The sequence below is a fragment of the Corallococcus exiguus genome, from assembly GCF_009909105.1.
GTDB lineage: Bacteria > Myxococcota > Myxococcia > Myxococcales > Myxococcaceae > Corallococcus > Corallococcus exiguus.
On the sequence record NZ_JAAAPK010000011.1, the window covers coordinates 276,877 to 299,085 of the forward strand.

Consider the following 22,209-nt stretch of genomic DNA (forward strand, 5'->3'; position numbering starts at 1 on the left):
TCAGCCGTCAGGAGGGGTTCTCGTAGAATGACGAAACGTCATCGCGAGGAGCCCGTCATCCGTCCCTTCCGTCTCGTGAATAGCCGCCTCGCCGTGCCCGGCGTCATCGGCATGCGCGAAACGAGGAGCCTTTCCTTCGGCAAGATGCCGCACGTGCTGCTCGGCCCCGACGCGGGCTTCCCTGAGTTCCAGCCGCTGGATGATTGGAAGAACGAGGTCGCCCTGGTCGACGCGCGCGCACTTCCGCGCGAATTGCGCGAGGAGGCGGGCATCAAGGACCCGGCAGAGCAGCATGCCAGGCTCGTTGAAATGGAATGGGCTTACTACATGGGGAAGGGCGAGCTCGAGGACCTGTGCATCATGGAGCGCGCGCGGCTGACGCCCCTGGACGAGAGGGCTCGCGGCGTCCTCACGGCCCACAGGCATGCGTACTGGTTGGCCGGCTACAGCCGGCATTCGTCCATGCTGTGGGTCCATCTCATCGGTGGAGCCGCGCCACGCCAGGCCTGGACGAGCATCTGGAGCACGCCCCCGCCCCAGCCGCTCGGCGAAGGACCGCCAGCATGGCTGTCGCCGGAGGCGTACTCGGAGCTCCGGCTCGCGCGCTGGGCGGACAGGGTGCTGCGCGCGCTGAGCGACGGCATGGTGACGGAGACGGGGCTGCTCTTCGCCCGGGTGCGCGAGGCCATCTGGGACCTGGAGGAGGACGACCTCGCGCGGGCGGGCATGGAAGCGGCGGCGCACATGGCCGCGGGCGCGGACGAAGTGGTGCTCCCCCTCCACGGCCCGGCGCGGCGGGTGCGGCTGCCACCCTTCATCCTGAGTGTCCATGAACGCAGTCCGTTCGAGCGGGAGGAGCCCTCCCGCCTGAGAGAGGTCCACGTACCCGCCGAGGATGCCTGGATACTCACGAAGGACCTGCGCTGATTCCCTCACTGGCACGGTCCGGGGCGCGGGCCGCTCGCGGAGAACGGACGCGTTTCAAGAGGAGTCCGCCATCCACATCCAGGGCGAACGTCCTTTTCAGCAGCCCCGCCCAGTCCAAACGGAGTGTGCGCTCCTTCCTCGGCTCCTCCACTGTCGCGGCAACGGAGGGGCTCAAGCGGCCTGTCCACCGGCCGGGGGCATCGGAAGGAGAACAGGCCTTCCGCCGGAGTTCTGATCAGAAACACTGGCCACATTGCATGGAGACCGCGACCAGAGAGAGCATGGCCCCAGACCGGTGCGCTCAGAGAACCTGGAGCCGCGGGACGAAGACGACGTCGGGCCACGGCACGGCGTCCTGTAGGAGGACCGCGTGGGAGTAGCTGAGCCGGTACTTGCTGGTGATTGCGTCTGGTATCGCGGGCGGACGTTGAGCCTCGCCATCGCTCAAGGCACTGGGTTGTTCGTGCCGCAAAAGCATGGCTTGAAGCCGCGGTCCGCAGCGACGCCTGATCGCCGGGGCTTTGCCTGCTTCTATCGGGTCTCGGAGGATGCACTCTTCCTCGAGCGACTCCAGCTCGCGTTACCGTACAAGGAGCAACTGCTCGTCCAGGCTGGAAGAGGGCCTCTGCTCCTCGGCCTGAGCGCGCGGGTCGAGCCGGAGGGAAGGCTTCGCGTCCTGTACTCTGACATGCATGCCCCCGTGCAGTTTTCGGGAGGGATGTTGCTAGGGGACGGCTACATTCACGCTCTGGCGCTGCACGGCCGCGAACTGCAGTTGCGCCGGAACACCATTCACCCTGCTTTCGAGTGGCGCGAGGTTCACGAGCTGATTTTCGAGATGGGCCGGCTTGTAGAGGCGCAAGACTGCTCCGAGGCCGTGGTCCGGATTCGCGAGCACCTGGCCTCCGAGCAATTCGAGCCAGGATCACCCGAGTGGCAGGCCGCGCACGCGACGCTGGTCGCACAGGCATTCCGGGTGGACTACGGGCTGCCGGCTCTCTCGTCTCCGTCATCATGGATTCGCTAATCCCTCTCAGGATTCTCGCCGAAGAGCACGGAGGATGATGACCTCTCGGCAGTCCAGGGCGAACGTCCTTTGCAGCAGCCCCGCCCAGTCCAAACGGGGTGTGCGCTCCTTCATCGGTGCCTCCACCGTCGCGGCAAAGGCAGGACTCTCCTCCTCCAGCCCCGGCTCCGCCCCTGCTGTGAGATCAAGGCGATAGCCGGTAACAGCGCGACCTGCTTGGGGTTTTGCTTCCGCCTTGATGCGGGTTCGATTCCCTCCGCCTCCACAAGAAGTAACCCACCGCCTTGAGCCGCGCCCCCTCCAACCGAGGGGGCGCGGTTTGACTCCAGGGACCAAATCCGGTCAGTTGGGACCGAAATTGGACCAAACTGGAGTCTTTCTGCATGGGTAGCGGCAAGGTCTGGACAGGCAAATGGCAGGGCGGGCGCACGTTCACGGCGAAGGACGGCCGCCCGGTGTACGTGCTGCGCAAGATGGTCGCGGGCAAGACGTATACGGTCCACCTCGACGCCCGCAGCGAGACGGAAGCCGAAGCCGAGCTGGCCCTCTTCATGCGAGATCCCGAGGGCTACCGGACCAAGGGCGAAGCCCAGAAGCTCAAGCAAGAGTCCGCCGTCTACCTGGATGCGCCGACCGTGGGCCGCTACCTGGACTTCATGCGACGCGCGGGCACGACCCCGCGCTACGTGAGCAGCGTTGGCTTTTACTTGGCCGCGTGGGCGGAGGCGTTCTCGGGCCGCGATTGGCGCACCGTCACCCTCCAGGACCTTCTACGCGAGTTGAACCGGCAGGCCACCGCGCGCAAGAACCGGGTCACGGCCCTCAAGGCTTTCTGCGCGTGGCTGCGCGAGGAAGAGGGCACGTTGACGGTGGCGGAGGACGCCACCATTTCCCTCAAGGTGCCCGTCAGCCGTCCCGAAAAGTCGGTGCGTGAGAAGGGCTACAGCATCGAAACGATTGAACGGCTCTACCGCGCTATCACCGGCTGGGAGTTCACCAACTTCGACCGTGAGGACATGCGCCGGGTGACGGACGTTCAATGCGTGCGCGACGTGCTGTGCCTCCACGCCAAGACGGGGATGCACGGCACGGAGATTGAGCGGCTTGCCCAAGGCGAGGGCAAGATCACGATTTTGAAGGAGCCGGGCGAAATCGCCGCAACCCTTCGGTTCGTCCACAAGAGCGGGCGTGTTCACGTCCAGAGCATCGACCGTCAAGCGCTCGCGGCCGCGCAACGGCTCCAGGCGCGCGGTGCTGCGCCTGTGGACAGCCACATCCGACGCGTGGTGCGACGGGCCTGCAAGGCCTTGGGCATGGAACTGGTGCGCTTTGGGGAACTACGGCACAGCTTTGTGACCTGGGCTTCTGAATGCGGCCAGGAAGTGCGGCCCAAATCGGGAGGGCTGCCGCTTGCTGCCATTGCCGCCGTGGTGGGGCACACGTCGCCCGCGACCACCAAGCGCTTCTACGAAAACGTTGCGGTGCCGCCCATGATCAAGGTGCCGCTCCGGCTGGAGCATCCCGAGGATCCGGCAGTGCTGCCGATCAAGGCTGCCGCAGCATCCTGAGAATCGCTTCCCGTGTCTCCCGCCCGGTGGAAGTGCTCCGGGCGGGCTGCCGCTTGAGCTTGGGGGTTGGCTCGCGGCCGAAGCGCTCCTGGAGTGCTTCGATGCTCTCCACCGTCACCATGGCCGTCTTTCCCACCTTGGGGGCACGGCTCAGCGCGCCCGCCTTGAGGAGTGCGAAGACCTGGGAGCGCCCGCAGCCGAGAAGGGCCCTTGCCGCGTCAACGGTGACGGCGCGGGCGGCCTGGACGGGAGCTGCTTGGGTGATGCGAGCCTGAATCACACCCACGGCCTCCCGCAGCCTGCGAAGTTCATGGTGGATCTCCCGCAGCAACGTGGATTCGGTGCCGCTGTCCATGGCGGTAAGATGCTGCGTGCTGCTGGTGTCCTTGTTGGTGTCCTTCATGGGTGCCGACCTGATGGCGTCTGGATGCCCCGTGGGGCGTCCTGGCGGTGTCCGTAGTGAGGAGTGCCGAGCGTCGGAGCTTTCTCCGTCCGAGGGCCCGCCTTCCAAGTGGAAGGCACCCCGCAGCCTCACTGCGCCCCCTAATTTTCTCGCACAAGACAAACAATTGTCAAACACCAGACCCCAAACACTGCTCCCCCTGCACGGCGTGAGTTTCGCCGTATTGAGCATGTATTTTCGCGCTCTGGCGGAGACAGTTTCGCGCCGGAGTTTCGCCGTTTGGCGCGAATCATTTCGCCGGCTGTAATTGCGCCACAGGGGGCGCGAAATAGTGGCGTGCAATTGCGCCGCAGGGCGCGAAACGTTTCGCGCCGTGCGGCGATACAGCGGCGCAATTTCGCGCGTGCGTTACGGCGGGCGCGTCCTCCGGCGAAATGGCGCCGCGCGGCCAGTTTCGCGCCGCTTCCGGAGCCGGAAACGCGCCCACAGGAGCGGCGCTTTTTCCCCCGGCGCCACTCTGCCGCATCTCAGTCGGGCGGACCTCCCGGCGCGTGGGGACGCACCTCCGGCCGCTGCCGGGATTTCGCGCCGACCCGCGAGCAGCGGCGCCGATGGCGTAACGAAATGCGCCCACCGAGGGCGCGAATTGGCCCCGTGCTGCCCTGGTGTGTCCGGTAGGGACATTTCGCCGCGTGATCAGTCCCCACGCGCTGCGTTTCGCGCGCCGTGCAGGGTTTCGCCAACGGCCTGCCGGGGTGCTCGGGTGCCCTACCGGATTTGCGCCGATGGGTCTGACGCGGGCGATCCCTCCCCTCCATTTTCGCCCGCGTTCGTGATGATGCCGCCTGCTAGCCCGCTTGCCCGTCGGGGCAGATGCCGTGCCCCGTTCCATGACGCGCGGTTGCGCTCGGCGCGCTGTCGTTGGCGTTCGGTGTGGGGTGTTGAGGCTCCACGGGCTCCGAAATGGCGCGTTGCCCCAGGGTCCGGACCGAGAGGGCGCGTTGCTTGGGGCTGGCTGCTGCACACCGGCTGGACTCCACTGCCTCGGGGGGGGGCCAGCGCGGCTGCTAGCCGATGCGTACCGGCCGGACTCCACCGCCTCCGAGGTGAAACTCGGCGCGCATGCTGGCCGCTGCGCACCGACCAGACTCCACGCCACTGCGCACCGGGCGGACTCCACCGCCTCCGAGGTGAGCCTCGGCGCGAAACGGCTCCACGGCCTCCCGGGGGGGCGCGAAACGCGAGCGGGGCGGCGCGAAACGGCTCCACGGACCGAGGAGGTGCTCGGCGCGAAATGGCGCCACGGCCCCGAGGGGTGCTCGGCGCGAAATGGCGCCACGGCCCCGAGCGGGTGCGGTGCATGGGTGTGGCGGCTGCGCACGGACTGGGTTCCACGGACCGAGGTGATGCTCGGGCGCGGCCGGTGCTGGCTGCCGCTGCACCCTGGTGGCCTCCCGGGCCCGAGGTGGCGCGCGGCGCGAAATGGCTCCCAGGATTCCGAGGGAGGGGGCGCTCGGGGCGGGAGGCTGCCGCGCACCGGTCGGATCCATAACCCCCGGGGGGATGCTCGGCGCGCAATAGCTCCACGGTCCCGAGGTGGGGTGGTGCTCGGCACGGGTGCTAGCTGCTTCGCACCGGCCGGGCTCCGCCCGCGCCGAGGGGGCTCGGCGCGAAACGGTTCCACGCGCCCCAAAGTTGCGCGGTCCTCGGGTGCTGGTTCACGGCTGCGCACCCGCTGATTCCACGCGGCTTGAGGAAGTGCGCAGCGCGAATCTGCTGATCGCGGCATGACTCCAGGCGCGTAGCGCCTGGCCAAAGCATCGCACCCCCTTGGTGCGCAGGAGCGCCGAGTCTCACCACGGACATGCGCCGCATCACCCCGGCGCCGAGCCTCACCACGGCCGGGCGCAGCATCCCCCCAGCGCCGAGCCTCACCACGGGGCCCGGGAGGCCGCCAGGGCGCAGCGGCAGCCAGCACCGGCCGCGCCGAGCGTCACCTCGGGCGCATAGAGCGCGGCCGATGCGCGGCGGCCGTATCCGCGCCGCGCCCCCTCGGAGCTGTTTCGCGCCGCGCATCACCTCGGAGGCCGTGGCGCTCGGCCGGTGTGCCCACCTCGGGGCGGGTGGAGTCCGCCAGGGAGCAGCCCCCGCACGCCGCCCCCTCCGGGGCGCGTGGAGCGCGGCCGGTGCGCAGCGGTCAGCACTCGCACCACGCACTACGCCACCTCGGGGCCGTGGATCCTTTTCGCGCCGAGCACCACCTCGGAGCCGGGGAGCCCTTTGGCGTTGCGCCACCTCGGAGGCTGTAGAGGGCAGCCGGTGCGCCGCGTCCAGCACCCGCGCCGAGCACCACCTCGGAGCCGTGAAACCTTTTCACACCGTGCCACCTCGGGGCGCTTGAAGTGCGAGCGGTGTGCAGTCGCACCCGCGCGCCGAGTCTCACCACGGCCGGGGCGCAGCAGCACCCCGGCGCCGCCCCCCTCAGGCGCATGCTGCCCGCTTCATCGAGCCGCCTTGCCCAGTGACTGACAGCCGCCTCGCTGACCCCTCCCCGGCGCGCCACTTCCGCCTGCGACAGATGCCCCTGCCGCGACAGCCGTCCAGCTGCACGCCGTCGCTCCTCAACCTGCTACGCCTTCCAGCGCTTGGGCTGCCACGCCATGGTCAGTCTCCTCCATGGCGTAACCCTCTTGCCCCTAACCCACTTCCCTGAAAGGGGTTAGATGATCCTGAGCTGCTGAGAACGGCACGCCGTGCACGAGCGGGTGCGAGAGTGCCCGCCCTCCACGCCGGCTCACGGTTCCTTCGATGCCTGCTTCGGCGACTGCGATTCCGCGGCGCCCTGGACCTCCGCGCCAGCGGACACCTTCGCCAGGAACTCCCACGAGGAGTGACCATCCGGATTCGTGGTTCCCCTGCCGGAGCACGTCACCCCTCCATAGAGGATGGCTCCGAATGCGAGCCCCCACGGAACAAGTCGCGCCAGCCGACAGAACACCGTCTTCGCCGTCTTCGGCAACTCGACGGTACCTTCCCGGCGCCCAGCCATCTTCACCTTCATCGATGCCGCCGCCACCGTACGCTCCTTCCTCTTCGTCATTGCGTTTCCCTTCCGTGGAAACTTCTTGTCCGTCCTACGTCGTCGACTCGTCAAACGCGTGTTCACGAAACGATTTCAAGGCGTACGGCTCTCGTTGCGGTGCCGTCCGCTGACCACCTTCCTGGATTGGGAACATGCCTGGGCCGGGTCTCGGCGAATCACCATCCCCGACGAAGCGAATTGCCGAGGAATGCAGGCCTATAAGGGACGCGTCCCGGCTGAACGCCAGAGGCTTTCCATGTTCATTCCCTCGCTCTGACCGCACCCCCTACTGGGCCCTTTCAATTCAGGCGGCGACCACGTCGCCATCCCGCTCCTTGGGAGGTGCCTTGATGCGCAGTCCCCGGCGCGTCCGCGCGCCCTGCGCGCTGTGGGCCGCGGTGGTGCGCCGCGTGAGTTCTTCCTGGGCGAGCTGGTTCAAGCGCCCGACGAGCCCGCTCAAATCGTACTCCGGAGTAGTGTGCGAACCGTCGAAGCGCAGCCGGGGGTGCTGGACGATGAGGTTCGCGTTGCGCAAGCGCGAGAGCGATCGCTGCACGGTGCGCAGGCTCACGCCCCCCATCGCCTCGGCCATCTCCTTCTTGCCCAAATAGGGTTTTCGGTTGGGGTCCCACCAGCGCGCGATGAGGTGGAGCAGGACGTTCAGGTCGCTGGGCTCAAGCCCCAGGCGCGCTTGATGTGTGATGAGGACGCTCGGCACAGCCATCCACCCGCTCTTCCACGCCGTCTGGCCCCACTTCTCGATGTTCCGCTTGTCACGGCCCTTCACGGTGGCGGGAGCAAGCTCCGGCGGTTCAGGGGCGGTCGCCTCCACGGTGCTCGGGGGCGTGGGAGGCTCCGCCGTTGCTGCGGGAGTCACGACCTCCCTCGTGGACACCTTCTTCTTCCTGCCCAACTTCACCTTCTGGATTCTCATCTCGAACCTCAAAGCACGCTGCCTGCGCGAGTCGTACGCGGGCAATTGATAGTCCTGTGGCGGGCGCATTCCAAGCAGTGGAAGCTAGACACTCCTGTCTACCCCGGGTGCCAACCCGCTAGGGTTTCCTTGGTGTCCTTGGCTTGAGTCTCCTGTTCCTTTGGTTTTCCTTCTTTATTGGCCACATGGGACCAGTAGCCCTAGCCAATTTTGGCCCCCCATACTGGACAAATCTGTCTATGTTCTCATCGGCCCGAACTCGCCGCTTGGCGAGTCTGCGGGGCTCAGTCCCAGCACAGCGCCAGCGTGGCCCGCATCACCCGCACCGCCTCGTCGCACGAGCGCGGAACCAAGTCACACGCTGCGGCCACGTCCTCACGCCAGCTCGGCGCCTGCTCGACGTGCTGGAGCACCGGCCATGTCTCCCCCGCCGTCCAATGCTCGTGGACGAGGCCCGCGACGAACCTTGTCCACTCAGACAACCGCACGCGGGAAAGCCCCAGAGCGTGTGGTGTTGAGTCCCAAGCCCCACTCTGACCTGGAAGCCCACGCCCTGCGGCCCGCCGCCAGGCTGGGCCGCTTGGGCCGGGGAGTGCCTCAAGGGGCGGCACGGCCTCTGCTGCGGCTCAGCACACTGTCCGCGCGTCACCTTCCCGCCATCCTTTTCAACCCCTTTGCACCAGCCCACCTGCATGCCCAGGCGCGTGCGAGCTTCCTTCGCCTGGGGCACCGCCATTGAACTGTCGCCGCCTTCTTCCATCGTGTCGGGCTGAGCCTTAACGGACTACCCTGAAGAGGCTAGGGCATGGCCGCTGCCAGCAGCCGAGCACCACGCCACCTCGGAGCCGTGAGACCCTATCGCGCCGCGCCAGCTCGGAGGCTGTGGATCGCGCCCGGTGCGCAACCGCCAGCACCCACGCCGAGGACCACCTCGGGACCGTGGAGCCCTTTCGCATCGCAGCACCGCGGGCCGGGCATCCGTTCGCGCCGAGCCCCCTCGGAGGCCGTGGAGCCTTTTCGCGCTGAGCATCTTCCCGGGGCCTATGTCTCCTGCCGGTGCGCGGCAGCCCCCCGCCCCCGAGCGCCGCCTCCCTCGGAATCCTGGGAGCCGTTTTGCGCCGCCCCCTCGGACAGAGGAGCCGTTTCGCGCCGCGCCCCCTTCGAAGCCGTTTTGCGCCGCATCCCCTCGGGGCCGGAAAGACGTTTCGCGCCGCGCTCCCCTCGGAGCCGCTTCGCGCCGAGCCTCACCATGGGGCGTGGAGTCCGCCAAAGGCGCAGCGGCGGCCAGCACTGGCCGCACCGAGCGCCACCTCGGGCGCATAGAGCGCGGCCGATGCGCGGCGGCCGCATCCGCGCCGAGCCTCACCTCGGAGGCGGTGGAGTCCGCCAAGGCGCAGCAGCGGCCAGCATGCGCGCGTGGAGTCGGCCAGTGAGCAGCCGCCAACAGACGCGCCGAGCACATTCGGGGGCCGTGGAGTCCGCCAGGGCACGGCGACAGCCAGCACCGGCCGCGCCGAGTATCCCCTCGGTCCGTGGAGCCCGGTCCGTGCGCAGCCGCCAGCACCCAAGCACCGCGACACCTCGGAGTCCGTGGAGCCTTTTCGCGCCGCCCCCCCTCGGAGTCCGTGGAGCCTTTTCGCGCCGCACCCCTTCGGAATCCGTGGAGCCGTTTCGCGCCGCATCACCTCGGGGCCGTGGGGCATTTTCGCGCCGCACCCCCTCGGACCGGGCATCCGTTCGCGCTGAGCACCCCCTCGGAGGCCGTGGAGTCTTTTCGCGCCGCGCATCTTCCCGGGGCCTATGGAGCCGGTCGATGCGCGGCAGCCCCCCGCCCCCGAGCGCCGCCTCCCTCGGAGTCCTGGAAGTCGTTTCGCGCCGTGCCCCTTCGGAGCCGTTTTGCGCCGCGCACCAGCTCAGGCGCGTGAAGCCTTTTCTCGCCGCGCCCCACCTCGGGCCCGGAAGTCCGCCAAGGCGCAGCGGCAGCCAGCGCCGGGCATCACCTCGGGCCATGGTGTCAGGACACGGCGGCAGTCAGCATCGGTCGCGCCGAGCATCACCTCGGGCCGTGGCGCCCGGTCGGTGCCCAGTCGCCCACTACGACCCGAGCACCGCGCCGCCTCGGGGCGCGTGGAGCCCTTTCGCGCCGATCGCCACCTCGGAGGCCGTGGCACCCGGCCGGTGCGTTCCCCTCGGGGCCGGTGGAGTCCACCAGGGCTCAGCCCCCGCACGCCGCCCCCTTCAGGGGCGCGTGGAGCGCGGCCGAGCCACCTCGGAGGCCGTGGAGGGTCGCGGGTGCGCAGCGGCCAGCACTCACGCCCGAGCGCCACGTTGGGCCGTGAAGCCCTTTCGCGCCGTGCCACCTTGGGGCACGAGGAGTCTTGCGGGTGCGCAGCCGCCAACACCCACCTCGAGCCTCACCTCGGAGGCCGTGGAAGTCCTCCAGGGCATGGCGGCTGCCAACACCCGCGCCGAGTATCGCCTGGGGCCATGGACCACTATCGCGCCGCGCTCTATCGGGGCGCGTGGAGTCCGGCTGATGCGGAGCAGCCAGCGCCTGCGCCGAGCATCGCCTCGGGGCGGTGGAGTTCGGCCGGTGCGCAGCCGCCGGTACCCGCGCCGCGCACCACCTCGGAGGCCGTGGAGCCCGGCCGGTGCGGCGGACCAGTACCCGCACCTGGAATCACCTCGGGACGGTGGAGTCCGGATCGTGCGCAGGAGCCAGCGTCCAGGCCGAGCACCACCTCGGAGGCTGTGGAGCCCGGCCAAGTTGCAGCAGTCAGCACCCGCCGCACGCCACCTCAGGGCAACCCTGCGAGTGCACCCAATGGCTCGCACCAGCTCGGCACACCTTCAGACCTGGCCCTCGCAATCGCACGTTGCCAGGGGCGGGCGCACGCTCGGGCAGGATGGGCGTCTGTTAGGGTCAACGCATGAGGTCTCGCCCCTTGCCACGACTCTCCGGGCTCTTGTTGGCGCTCTTGTCCTTCGCGGCGTGGGCAGCGGCAGCGGAGGACTCCGCCCTGCCCAGGTTACGGATGCGAAATGTCGCGCTCACCGCGAAAGCCGAGGGAGTGCGCGTCTCCACGCGCATTCCTACAACGCTCACTTTCGACACGCCCATCAACGCGCAGGCAGTGAAGTTGGGCGAAAAAGCGCCTGTCGAAATCCTGGACGTTGGAGAACGCTCCCTCACCCTCCGGGCGCTGGAGGAATTGAGCGAAGCGGTGACGTTGCGCGTGCCGTTTCTCAACGAATCCATCCTGACGGCGCCCGTCTTCAAGCTCACCACGGCGGCGGACGTGGTGGACGCGCAAGTCCTGGTGTTCCGCGCCGCCAGCGCGCCAGAGTTGATGCAGGTCCGGCTGGCTGCATTGGAGGCACGCTGCTCCGCATGTGAGGCGGCACTCACCGCGCAACGCGAGCGCGGCACGGCCACGGGCCCCTCCGGTTGGATTGTCTCGGGGCAGGTGGAGGAGGGCATCGGCGTCCAGGTCAAATGGCTCCGTGCGTCGCCCCCCAGTGCCACAACGGGCCTGGAGGTAGCGTCCGTCCACCGCTTCAAGGCGGATGCGTGGGTGGTGCTCGCCGTGAAGGTGTCGAACCTCACCGGGCCCCCTTGGAGGCCGGGCAAGGCATGGCTGGAGAATCCGTCCACCGGCCGCCGCGTGGAGGCGCGCACGGTGGCCATGGCGCCGGACGTGCTGCCGCCTAACGGCACGGGTCGCGTGGCGGTGGAGTTTGACTGGAAGCGTAGGGAGTCCGGGCCGCCCGGGGAAGCCTTCCGGTTGGTGATACAGGAGGCGGCGGACGGCGCCCGGCCCCTGGCCATTCCGGGCGTGGTGCTTGAGGACGGGACTTCAACGCGGGAGAAGAACGGACCATGACGACGGCGGAAGTCTTCAGCTACCTCAAGCCCGGCTCCCGCCTGGGGGCCTACCGCGTCCGCGAGTGGAAGGGCGGGGGTGCCTATGGCGACGTCTACCGGGGCGTGAAGGACGGCAAGCCCGTCGCCCTCAAGCTCTCCAAGCACCGGCAGCACAGCGCGGATCCGGGAAAGACGGATGAACGCCTGCTGCGCGAACTGGTGTGCCTCGTTCACGTAGACCATCCCCATATCGCCAAGGTGCAGGGCTGGGCGCGCACGCCGCAGGGACGTGGGTATCTGGTGCTGGAGTACGTGGACGGCTGGACGCTGGCGCACTGGCTCCAGAACGCGCGGCCCACCTTCCAGCAGGTCGCGCGCCTGTTCGCGAAGCTGGCCCATGCCCTGGAGCACATGCACGGCCGGAGGGTGCGCCACAGAGACTTGTCGCTCTCCAACGTCATGGTGCGCAAGGTGGACGGTGAGCCCGTCCTCATCGACCTGGGCGCGGGGGAATACTCGGGAGCCCAGGAGTTGACGGACGCGCCCCTGCCCCCGGGGACCAACCGCTACCGCTCTCCGGAGGCGGCGCGCTTCTTCAAGGAGAACCAGAACAACCCCGACGCGCGTTACCCCTTCCCGCCCGAGGATGACCTCTACTCGCTGGCGGTGTGTCTGTATGACGCGCTGACCGACGCGGAGCCCGCGCGCGGCGGATGGGAGGCGCGCAAGGCGCCCCGCATTGACGTCAACAGCCCCATGTGGGCGCCCCCGTCCGCGCGCACCGCCAACCCTCGCGTGCCCGAGGCGTTGAGCGAGTGGGTAGAAAAGTGGATGGCGCGTGACTTCGAGAAGCGGCTTCCCTCGCTGGCCTCCATGCGGGAGGCGCTGGAAGCGCTGGGGGCCCAGGAGGGCGCGGAGTGGCTGGCCCCCGTGCAGGCGCCTCCGGAAGCGGTCTCCGCTGTCTCGGAGGCCACGGGCGACCCTCCAGCGAAGGCACGGCGGCGCGTGCTGGCGGGGGCAGTGGCCGCCGTCGTGCTCGCCGTCGGCGCCTTCGCATTGCTACGCGAAGCCCCCTCACGCGAAGCGCCGTTTGTCCCAGCCGTGCCGGAGTCGTCCAGCGGCCCGCGTGCGAAGCCCCCCCAGGCGCACCCTTCACCGCCCGCACCGTCCACCAGTGCAGTACCGTCCCCGTCCGAGGTGCCCCCCGCCGTGAAGGAAAGTCCCTCTGTGCCTGCCCCCACGAATCCGTCCTCGAATCCGCCCGTAGCGAAGCCGCCCATGAAGTCCGCGCCCGCTTTCAGCCGTGGATTCCTCAAGAAGTGCGCGGGGGCGGGGGCTTTGGCCGCCGCGCTGTTGGGCTGTCCCGCGCAGCAGGTGCAGCCCACGCAGGAGCGTTGCCCCGCAGCGGCAGCGGAAAACATTCGGAGGCTCGGCCTCGATGACGGCTCCCAGATCACAATCCTCGTAGACGTTAAGCAGCCCATTTTCAGATCGCCCGACGAATGCAAAGCCACAGGCCGCGTGTGGAGCGACGAGGGTTGGTGCTTGACCCTGCTGGGCGATGGGAAGCTCGAATCCGAAACTGAGGAGAAAATCGGCAGGTTGCCCGAGGGCTCGCGGCTCTACGGGCGAGTGTGGACAGAAGGGGCGACAGTGGTGGGCCGCTACACGCGAGCCCGTAAGCCCAATGGCGAGGAAATCGATGTCTGCATGTCCCTCTCAGCCAATGGGGGCTTGGACAAGATGCCCGGCTCCAAGCCCGGTGCCGCGCTCGTGCGCCCAAGAGACGCTGCGACATCCATCACAAAGCAGTGGCATTGAGGCCGGGGCGTAAAGGCGCGTTACAGAGAGACACCTGAAAACCGTCCCCAATGGCTTCAGCCACAGGGTTGCAATAACGCCGAGTCTTCAACCCGTGGCGTCCTTCTCTTTCGGGCCTACCTGCCAGTAATTTCCTTCCTGCGTGGGCGCGGAGTCCGCTCCCGCTCGCCTGCAAGGAAATGGCCCTATGCCGTACTCTGGTACTTCCCTGTTTCCCGAAGGACTGGTGCTCTTTTCGCTCAAGGGTGCCACTTACGAAATGCTGGAAGACCTGGGCCCCGGCCATCATGGCGAGCGCGTCCTATCGGCCCTCCAGCGCGTCAAGGACAAGGTGGTCCGCCGAGTCATCCTCAAAGCGCTGCCGCTGTCTGACTCTGCGGCAGTGTGTAAGGAGGCACGCAGGCGACTGGAGGAAGAGATCCAGTTGGCCACCTTCCTCCGACACCCGAACATCGCCTGCGTCCATGGAGCGCACAAAGCCAAGGGCACTCTGTTTGTTATTACGGAAGCTGTCGCCGGCTTCTCGCTGAATACACTCCTTGAAGTCGCGGCAGCGCGGGGGAGCTACTTCCCCGAATCCTTCATGCTGTATGTCGGGGCCAAGATTACGGGGGCACTGGCGCACGCGCACACCTGCCGGAGTGCGCAGGGGGAGCCACTAAAGATCGTCCACCGGGCGATTGACCCGACACGCATCCGCGTGACCTTCGATGGACAGGTCAAACTGACGGACTTTGGCGTTGCGTCCGCACGACTTCCCGGCCAGCGCACCACGCGTCGGCCCGCCACCCGGGGAGAAGTCTTTTGGGCTTCTCCAGAGGCATTGCTCGGCCAGTCCGAGGACGCGCGCTCTGACTTGTTCACGCTGGGAATGGTGCTGCTGGAGTTCGCCACCGGCAAACACCTACTCAGTGCCTACCACCTGCTGACAAAGGATTTATGGGTGCTGGTTCCGGAGGGGGAAACGGAGCCGCTACGCGGAGCCATCGCACAGATGAGAAACGCATGGGCCGGGGTGGACCCGGAGGAAACGATATTGCGTGCGGCCACTTTCACTCCAGCCGATGTAGAAGCGACAACACAAACGCTGTCAGAGCCCACCCGGGCTGTCTTCCGCAAGCTGCTGCGGCGCAACCCGGCTGAGCGGCATATGTCCGCGCTGACTCTGCAAGACGACTTGGCGAAGGTGCTGCGAGCGCGAGGGAACTACACCGCCAGAATGGCTGCGCAGGAGATTCAAGCGGCACTGCGAGGAGCTGGCCAAGCGATGGCTGAGGATGAAGAGGGCCCAAAGAGCTTGAAGCATCAGGACTTCATCACGACGGAACCAAGCCCGGCATGAACCTGCCTTTCAACGGCCAGCGCCATGGGGTGGGCGCCACGTCATTACGGCGGCAGGAAGTGCAGCACCAGCCGCTCGCCCAGTGCCTCCAGCGCCTTGCGCGTCTTCTTGCTGGAGTGGGTGGCGGCATTGTCGAGGATGAAATGCAGGCGCTTGGCTCTGGGATAGGCGGCGTCCACGGCGCGCACCAGGTCGATGAAGAGCGCACTCGTCTTCTTCTCTCCCTGCACCCAAGTCATCCGGGCCGTGCTCGCATCCAGCGCCCCCGCCACGAAACGCTTCTGGTTGTTGCCCGGTGTGACGACCTCTCTGCGCAGTCCAGGCAACGTCCAGTCCGGGCCGATTTTCGGGTTGAGGTGCACATCCATCTCATCCTCAAAAAGCACGGGCTCGTCGGGCCGGGCGAAGGCCGCACGGCATTTCAGCCGCCAGAGGCGCCGTCGACGTCGGCGCTCCGGCCAAGGGCAGCGCACCACGGGACGCGGACGCCTTCTGTGGGCTCCCACCGAGGCCAAGGCGCGTCCCATCGTCGCGGGCGAGACGCGCACCCGGCCTCGCCTCTCTACCTCTCGCACCAGCAGCTCACGGGTCCACGTGGTGCGTCGCCAGCCGGACTGCTGGGGCGTGCCCTTCAACACCCTGCGCAGCGTCTGTCGGAAACGCTCATCCACTTTGCGTCGCCCATTCTGGGCGCGCCTGTCCAAAAGGCCTTCACGGCCGGACTCCTGGTAGCGCTGGACCGCGGCCACCACCGTCGAGGGGGCGCACAGCAACTCCCGTGCGGCCTGCGCTCGCGACTGGCCACTGGCGACCTTGGCCACCGCCATGCACCTCCGCAGGGTGAGCGGGCAACCAGTCCACTCACCCCAGCGAATCAGCCGCCTGCGGTCATGACATCGCAGACGCAGCTGTTGCCGTCCCTGAGGCAGGGCTCGCTTCTTCATCCGGTTCTTGCGCACACAAGGCCGAACGAAGCGAGCTCCTGCCCCTTCCTCCCTCTGCCTGCGCCTGCCTACTCTCCGAGCCGTTCGAGAATCGCGAGCGGTCGTTTAGGGGGCCATGAGTTCCTCCAGGCATCATACAACTAACTTGGCCCTCACGGACTGCGCCTCTCAATCCCTAGCTTTTTCATTGCCATAACAGACAAACCCCCACGCCACCTCGCCTCCCAGCTTGAGATCAGTTTTCAACCCGGCCTTCGGCTTGGCAAAGGAATTCAACTCTTCACGGGCTCTGGTCGCCAAGCCCCCATGAAAATGGCACCAAGGCGCCACCATCATGCCAATCCTCTACGGTGCTGTCGCGAAACCAGGACTCCTCAAGCCTCGCATGATCAACAACAATTATCTGAGGCCGTTCTTCCCCTCGAGAAGATTGGTAGAGCAGATTGTACACTTCGCGCACCGCACTTAGCTCCTTGTCGTCAGATGGAATTTTGAGCTGACTGTTCTTAGCCCGCTCGGCGGGAAACCAAGCTTGGCTCGGTTGATCCAGCATGAGCACAGCGGGAACCGGCGAGTGAATTCTCCGGAAGAACAAGTGGAGAGCAAGTGTCCCAGCAACGTGATATCCGAGCCAGTTGGCACCGCTTCCCAGTTCGTTAAGTCCAACCCACTGACCATCCAGCTGAATCTCAAAAACAAAACTGACAAAATTAATCCGAACTGGCGCCCCGCGGAACTCGACATCCAACCGCTGCGCAAGCCGCGTCATTAGGTCGCCAAGCTCCTTCTCAACGCCCTCCCTCAATTCATATATTGCCTTGTCACCAACCTCTGCCTCTAGCTCATGAATCCTCACCAATAGCTTGTCGCGCTTGGTGTCTATTGTCGCTTCCATTCTCTTCATTGAGGCCAGGAACTCCTTGATACGCCCAATGAGTTGCTCGCGGCGGCTAGCTTCCTCGAAAAGGGGGCGATTCTGCTCCCAGTTGTCAAAAAGAATCTTGAGCCTAGCATGCAGATTTGCCTGGCGTTCTTTTAGCTCTTCTGTCTCTTGCTTGAGCCGCCTGCGCTCCTGCTCAATTTTACCGCTAATTCTCTTGGGCGGCTTTCGAACGGCACTCAGCGCAGCGGCAGCGTCAACAAGGAGCTTGTCAATTTTCGCTGTGTCGACTGAGTCACTGCCACAAACGGGGCAATCACTCGGCTTCGAGTTCGGCAGCAACTCGCGAAGTGCCAGTCTGCCCAGTTGCTTGTCGGTAATTGCCTCATGCACTCCCGCGCCGAGAGAAAAGCGCTCAACCTCCGACAACTCAAGCTCTCTTTGACGCAGTTGCTGCCTAACGATTGCCTCCTCCGATTGAACAGCGCCTAGCCCCATTTCGGTGGTCAACCTATCCAGGGTGTCGATTTTTGTATCTGCAATACCGCGAAGCTCCCTTAGCAGGCTTGAAATCAGGACTGGCGCAGTTGGCCCCTTCGCCAAGCCAAGTCCAATCGCTTCACTCCAAAGACGTTGACCGTGATCGAATCCTTCTGATTTAAACCTAGCGCCTTCTCGCGCCTGCCGATCGATTGCATTGCGCTCTGCCTTCAAGGAGCGCAGTTCCCTCCTCTTTCGCAGGCGGTCAATAGTTAGAATGCCCTGGAAGTAGTATGCAGCATCTGCTGCATGTCTTTTTTTATAGAAATCTTCTAGGCCAGCAAATGCCACGTTGCGACTAGCAATAACGTCCTGAGGCTGGAAGACATAAAACGAGCAGTGCCTGATGTTCGCTGGACTCCTCGCATCCGGTGCCGCATCGCGTTCGTTCGTCAGGACAGGGAGCGATTCTATTCCCGTGAAGTCTGACAGCAATTCCCTAGCGGCCTCAACATTCCAGCGAGCCTCTGGAGGGGACTGTGGAAGTGTCTTCTCTGCCCCTTTGGATATATATACATCAGTCGATGTTAGTCGGCCCACATCGGGAAGTGCCCTTGTGATGATGAGCGACTCATCTCCACGAACAAGCAAAATGCCGACATGTGAAACGTTTTCGCGTATGAAGCCTTTGGATATCGGACATCTTTCCGACATTAAGCAGTAGTCCACGATATCAAGAACCGATGATTTGCCTCTGCTTGACGGTCCTGTGATGATGTTCAGCCCCTCGGCTTTGAATTTGACATCACGAAGCATTCCGCCCCGCTTGGCATAGACCCCCAATCTCAAAATTCTCCAACTCATGGCACTACCGCCAGTCCGAGAATTAGAGATATTGCATTGTCATCCGCCTCTTTAGCTAAAACCTTCCCAAAGACAATTGCACGCTTCTTTAAATCTAGGTCCGAGAGGCGTACGGGGTTGTCGACATTGCCCTCGGCGTAGAGTCGGCTGCCCTGCATAGATAACGTGCCAGTTCCGATTCCTAGGCGCACAGCCAGCCAGAATGGAGCGGACCAGAATCTCAGCGTTTCTGGCAGTCCCAATCTCCACCGAGGGTGTTCATGAAACAGAAGAGATAGCTTTCCATTGGCGTTTCGCGGCAATTCTGAGCGCACTGATTCGGGCGCCAATAGCGCCAAGCAGAGTATCCCCCAAGGCCACAAGAATCCTTGCAGCGCGTCTTTTCTTTCACGCCTCTGTTGCTGATATCCCTGACAGGTCCACCTCACGCAAGACAAGCAAAAGGCTGGATTGGTATGCGCGAATTCATCAACCGACTCCGCCATGTCACTCACCTTCCTTCTTGCTGGGTGACAATAGATTTAGGTAGTCGGGATGCCATCCAATATATGGTGAAGAGCCAGGTTCATTAGTGAGCATATAATGAGTCCCATTGGCGACATGGACAGGAACAAGCATTCCGCTGATGTTTCCATGGTAGTTCATGCATTCCTCATGTATTCTCCAGCCGCATTCAATCAGATTGCTCGCATCTGATAGCTTGGTCCTCAAGGCGCCAAGTCGAATCGTCCTCCACTTGGCCTTCAAGTCACCATCGTAGCTTTGGAGTTCGAGAGCTGCGTTCGGGCGCGTCTGCCGCCAACTCTCGCGCTCTGCCCGGGCCCGATAGAACATGGCTACCGCATTCACCAAGTGCTCATCCGGCGCATCGAGAAGGTTCAGCTGCCTCAGATAGGGAGGATCAGAACGACGCTCCTCATCCAGAGGAGGGTGTTCGGCCTCTCCTTGAGTGCTAATTAGCGCCGCAGGCGCTTGGAGCGAAAACAATTCCGCCAACTTCCCCACAACTTCAGCGACTGTAATCTTGCAGCCTCCACTCGATAGGCGCGCCGCAACAAGCCCGTCGAACCAGCCAATTAGACTCTCGCGAAACAATCGCACCGCTTGAGGGCGGACAGCACTCCGGAGCAGTCTCTTGTCGATGAGTTCATCGACTTCTGCCAAACGAGGTTGTGCCTCTTGTATTGTGATTCTCTGAGCTAGGAACTCGCGCTGTGCTTTCCCCAGACGCCTCCAGTCTGACATGGCGTCAGCGACTTCCTTGTTGCTTGATATTCTTGAGGTCTCATCCAGTCGTCGTCGGATATTCTCGACATCGGTCTTGCCCCTCGGGGCATCAACAAGTTCCCTCAAATCAGGCCCGACACGGGCGGTCGTGCTGAGAATAAGCATCGAATCGTGGGAGAGATGCTGCTTTGCAAGAAGGTAAATCCAGACGCGCAGGGTTTTCCATAGCTCAACGGAGTGCCCCGTCAGAAGGTCGCCACTCCATGAGTGCTTAGTCTGTATCGCGGCTATGATGTGGTCGCTGCCCGAGCTGACAACAATGTCGTCATGCGTCTCCAGGCTCACGGCAAAATCGAGTTCTTCCTGCCTCAGTAAATACAGGAGCAACGAGCGCAGTTGCCAAATGAACCCGGCCATTGTTGGGGCTGCGGAGAATGGGCTCTTGCGCATTTGATTTAAGTGGAACGCCACTTCGCCCTCAAGTCAAGGCAGCGCATACTGAACGTCCATTCCGTGGCAGGCTCGATTGAGGATGTTGTAGGGGCTAAGCTTTACGAGGGTGGGTATTGAGCAACCCGGCACTTGCGCATGTCCACCGGGCCGGTAGCCAGCAGGATTCTCACCGAGGCGGACAGAGTCAGCACGCCGTGCGCCCCAGCGCAGCCACAAACAAGGCCACGTAGTCGACGTCTGTGCCCGCGCAGAAGCGCACCTACACGCCCCCTGCGAGCGCGGCCTCCACGCGGTCGCTCGCGCTCACTGCGGGCACGCTGCTCACCTGCGCCGTCAGCAGGAGCATGGCCGGCTCGGCCACCGCGTTCCCATGGCGCCTGTGCCGGCAGACCACGACTACAGCGTGCTCAGGCGCAGCCTCGGCGCTCGGCGAACTCACGCTGCGGCCACCCACTGGCTTCGAACTTCTTGGCGACCCGCAGCCACTCTGGCTTCTCGACTCTTTTCAGCACCCGACGAGGGATGACCTGCTCAGGACCGCAATGCCCCGCTCGGACATCGCCCGTCGGACGCCCCCCCCCTCAACATGGCCTCTATCTCGCCTATCCATGCTCAAGCGCGCAGCGTGGCGCTCAAGTCAATCTACAGATTGTCTCAATAGGGACTCTCGTCCTCGTCCTCACACCAGTACGGCGACTCATCTTCATCCTCGTATCCGTACAACATCTTCTCGTCTTCAATGCTAAGCATCAATTCGACGTGAACCAGGCCATCCTCCTCCTGCCGAACAGTGAATCGAAGGTCACATCCCCCATCACACTCAATGGGCACATCATACTGAGCGTCAGACACTGGGTGAACAATGCCACAACTCTCGCAACGAACACTGACGCCGCCACACCAATCGCAATGCCCTTCTCCCAGAGCAAGCTCGCCCCACTGCCCGCCGCGAATGAACGAGTAACTTACCTTCGACGGTGGACGCTCATCTCCAGGCGCGCACAATTCGCATACTGTGTAATCCTCGCCTTCATTCGGCTCCCACTTAGCATCATGCCGAAGTGGCTTTATTGTTCCATGCGTGAAGTAGCGACACCAGAGGACTAAACGCTTCTTTTTGGGTAGCTCTAACGCCTGAAAGGTGGCAGGAAGGCTGTTTACTGGCAATGGCAGGGCTTCGCGGGAGTGGGGGATACTGAGCCCTTCGCAGAATTCAACCAACTGCTGGAGTGCTATGCGATTTTCCACCCTTGTATACGACCGCGTCTCCACTGGAACGTGAATGCCATAGGTTCGCAGTTCGTTCTCAACTATCTCCTGAAGGCTCCAGCCAGAAACTCGGAGGGGCTCAACGCGCACACACTTCAAGAACTCAAGCGATATCGAGTTATTGCCGCAAGATAACTCGCAGAACGAAAAAGCTGGGTTGATTTGGTTGTGCGATCCATCCACCCGCAGCAACTCCTCGATCTTTTCCTCCGACAGGAACGCTTGCTGCTTCCAGTCTTGATTTAGATTGACGATGCTTTTAGGTGTGACGCATATGTCGCGCATTGAGGAGAATACCGCAGGCGCGAAAATCAGCTGGATTGGTCCATAGACGTTTGGGATGGTTTTTCGTGCTCTCTGGAACAAGCTGCCAAAATCATGCAGGTTTCCGAACGCTCGTCCCAGAACGCCAAGGCTTCGGTCGCGATCGTCCGAATAGAACACCGTGAATCCGTTCGGGTTTCGGTTCATCAGCTCGCCGCGACAAAGCAACTTGCCTGCAGCGCAATAGGTCCGAAAGTTCTCCAAGTTCTCTGCGTGATAAAACTGCAAATTTCTCGAACCGAACCGCTGTGCGATGTATGAGTCTAGACTCATGACTCCCCCGATCTTAGATGCCGATCATACATGCTTATGCCTCCGTGTCATCCTTGCCCAGTTCGCTATATGTATACGTTCGTGGCACAGATGGGGCCCAATCGCCTCGTCCGCCCTTCCCATTGCCGCGTCCCAGGCATCTTCCTCCCGGCGCTATGCCGCGTGGTAGGCACGCCATGCCACGGCGGGGTGTCATGGGCGCCCTATCGGATCGTGCGTGGGTCACCTCCTCGGATCGCTGTCTCGATTAGCCCGACCAGCCCGCGTGCTCGGTAGCCTCAAGGGTCGGCTACGCCGAAACCTGAACGGTTCTGCGCCCTTGGCCCTCCCTTCGCGTGCGGGCGAAGGGCAACCGGCCGCAAGCGGCCAGTCCTGAACGATCAGGAGGCGCGATCCGTTTGGCCGACCCGGATGCGGTCCATGTCCCCGGCCCCTGACAACCAGACTGAGCCCTTTCACGCGACAACTACCTTGACGCTCACCGCCTGGGGGTTGATGGGCCCGAAGGGACCAAAAAAGAACCAAA

The 22,209-nt window shown here is 64.4% G+C and carries 14 protein-coding genes; 6 read left to right on the plus strand and 8 right to left on the minus strand.

Translation table 11 applies throughout. The features are described from left to right. Window positions 1-27: 27 nt before the first annotated feature. The 3 genes from GTZ93_RS33985 (at window position 28) to GTZ93_RS33995 (ending at window position 3,522) form a co-directional block, all read left to right on the plus strand. Window positions 28-927 (plus strand): hypothetical protein, encoded by a 900-nt coding sequence (locus tag GTZ93_RS33985; protein WP_139915907.1) that lies wholly within the window; start codon window positions 28-30, stop codon window positions 925-927. A gap of 427 nt (window positions 928-1,354) precedes the next feature. Further along, window positions 1,355-1,954, plus strand: a complete 600-nt coding sequence (locus GTZ93_RS33990; protein ID WP_139915909.1) for a hypothetical protein — start codon at window positions 1,355-1,357, stop codon at window positions 1,952-1,954. A gap of 383 nt (window positions 1,955-2,337) precedes the next feature. Beyond that, window positions 2,338-3,522: a site-specific integrase gene (locus GTZ93_RS33995; RefSeq protein WP_139915910.1), complete on the plus strand. Its 1,185-nt coding sequence runs from the start codon at window positions 2,338-2,340 to the stop codon at window positions 3,520-3,522. Here GTZ93_RS33995 and GTZ93_RS34000 read toward each other — a convergent pair. The 4 genes from GTZ93_RS34000 to GTZ93_RS34015 form a co-directional block, all read right to left on the minus strand. Beyond that, the gene (locus tag GTZ93_RS34000) at window positions 3,500-3,925 is read right to left on the minus strand and encodes a hypothetical protein (RefSeq protein WP_139915911.1); all 426 of its coding nucleotides are present in this window, start codon (window positions 3,923-3,925) and stop codon (window positions 3,500-3,502) included. The genes GTZ93_RS33995 and GTZ93_RS34000 overlap by 23 nt on opposite strands. A 2,794-nt stretch (window positions 3,926-6,719) precedes the next feature. Next, the gene (locus tag GTZ93_RS34005) at window positions 6,720-7,025 is read right to left on the minus strand and encodes a hypothetical protein (protein ID WP_139915912.1); all 306 of its coding nucleotides are present in this window, start codon (window positions 7,023-7,025) and stop codon (window positions 6,720-6,722) included. 286 nt (window positions 7,026-7,311) lie between these two features. Continuing rightward, the gene (locus tag GTZ93_RS34010; protein ID WP_139915913.1) at window positions 7,312-7,941 is read right to left on the minus strand and encodes a helix-turn-helix domain-containing protein; all 630 of its coding nucleotides are present in this window, start codon (window positions 7,939-7,941) and stop codon (window positions 7,312-7,314) included. Window positions 7,942-8,225: 284 nt separating this feature from the next. Further along, a complete protein-coding gene (locus GTZ93_RS34015; RefSeq protein ID WP_139915914.1) occupies window positions 8,226-8,429 on the minus strand; it encodes a hypothetical protein in 204 nt (67 codons plus the stop codon). Between the two features lie 2,457 nt (window positions 8,430-10,886). Between GTZ93_RS34015 and GTZ93_RS34020 the strand changes: the two genes are divergently transcribed. The 3 genes from GTZ93_RS34020 to GTZ93_RS34030 all read left to right on the plus strand — a co-directional run bounded on the left by GTZ93_RS34020 (window position 10,887) and on the right by GTZ93_RS34030 (window position 14,969). Continuing rightward, the gene (locus tag GTZ93_RS34020; RefSeq protein ID WP_161663222.1) at window positions 10,887-11,825 is read left to right on the plus strand and encodes a DUF2381 family protein; all 939 of its coding nucleotides are present in this window, start codon (window positions 10,887-10,889) and stop codon (window positions 11,823-11,825) included. Then, on the plus strand, window positions 11,822-13,627 hold the full coding sequence (locus GTZ93_RS34025) for a serine/threonine protein kinase (protein WP_139915916.1): 1,806 nt from the start codon (window positions 11,822-11,824) through the stop codon (window positions 13,625-13,627). Before GTZ93_RS34020 ends, GTZ93_RS34025 begins: the two co-directional genes overlap by 4 nt. Window positions 13,628-13,814: 187 nt before the next feature. Further along, a complete protein-coding gene (locus GTZ93_RS34030; RefSeq protein WP_139915917.1) occupies window positions 13,815-14,969 on the plus strand; it encodes a serine/threonine protein kinase in 1,155 nt (384 codons plus the stop codon). Between the two features lie 44 nt (window positions 14,970-15,013). Here the strand turns inward: GTZ93_RS34030 and GTZ93_RS34035 are convergent, their stop codons facing one another. From GTZ93_RS34035 to GTZ93_RS34050, 4 genes are all read right to left on the minus strand, one after another. Next, window positions 15,014-15,796: an IS630 family transposase gene (locus tag GTZ93_RS34035; RefSeq protein ID WP_257979005.1), complete on the minus strand. Its 783-nt coding sequence runs from the start codon at window positions 15,794-15,796 to the stop codon at window positions 15,014-15,016. A gap of 397 nt (window positions 15,797-16,193) precedes the next feature. Then, on the minus strand, window positions 16,194-18,137 hold the full coding sequence (locus GTZ93_RS34040) for a DUF3732 domain-containing protein (RefSeq protein WP_139915919.1): 1,944 nt from the start codon (window positions 18,135-18,137) through the stop codon (window positions 16,194-16,196). A 486-nt stretch (window positions 18,138-18,623) separates the two neighbouring features. Continuing rightward, window positions 18,624-19,709 carry an ABC-three component system protein gene (locus GTZ93_RS34045; protein ID WP_139915920.1) on the minus strand — a complete coding sequence of 362 codons (1,086 nt, stop codon included), beginning with the start codon at window positions 19,707-19,709 and terminating at the stop codon, window positions 18,624-18,626. A 762-nt stretch (window positions 19,710-20,471) separates the two neighbouring features. After that, window positions 20,472-21,683: a hypothetical protein gene (locus GTZ93_RS34050; RefSeq protein ID WP_139915921.1), complete on the minus strand. Its 1,212-nt coding sequence runs from the start codon at window positions 21,681-21,683 to the stop codon at window positions 20,472-20,474. Between the last annotated feature and the right edge of the window lie 526 nt (window positions 21,684-22,209).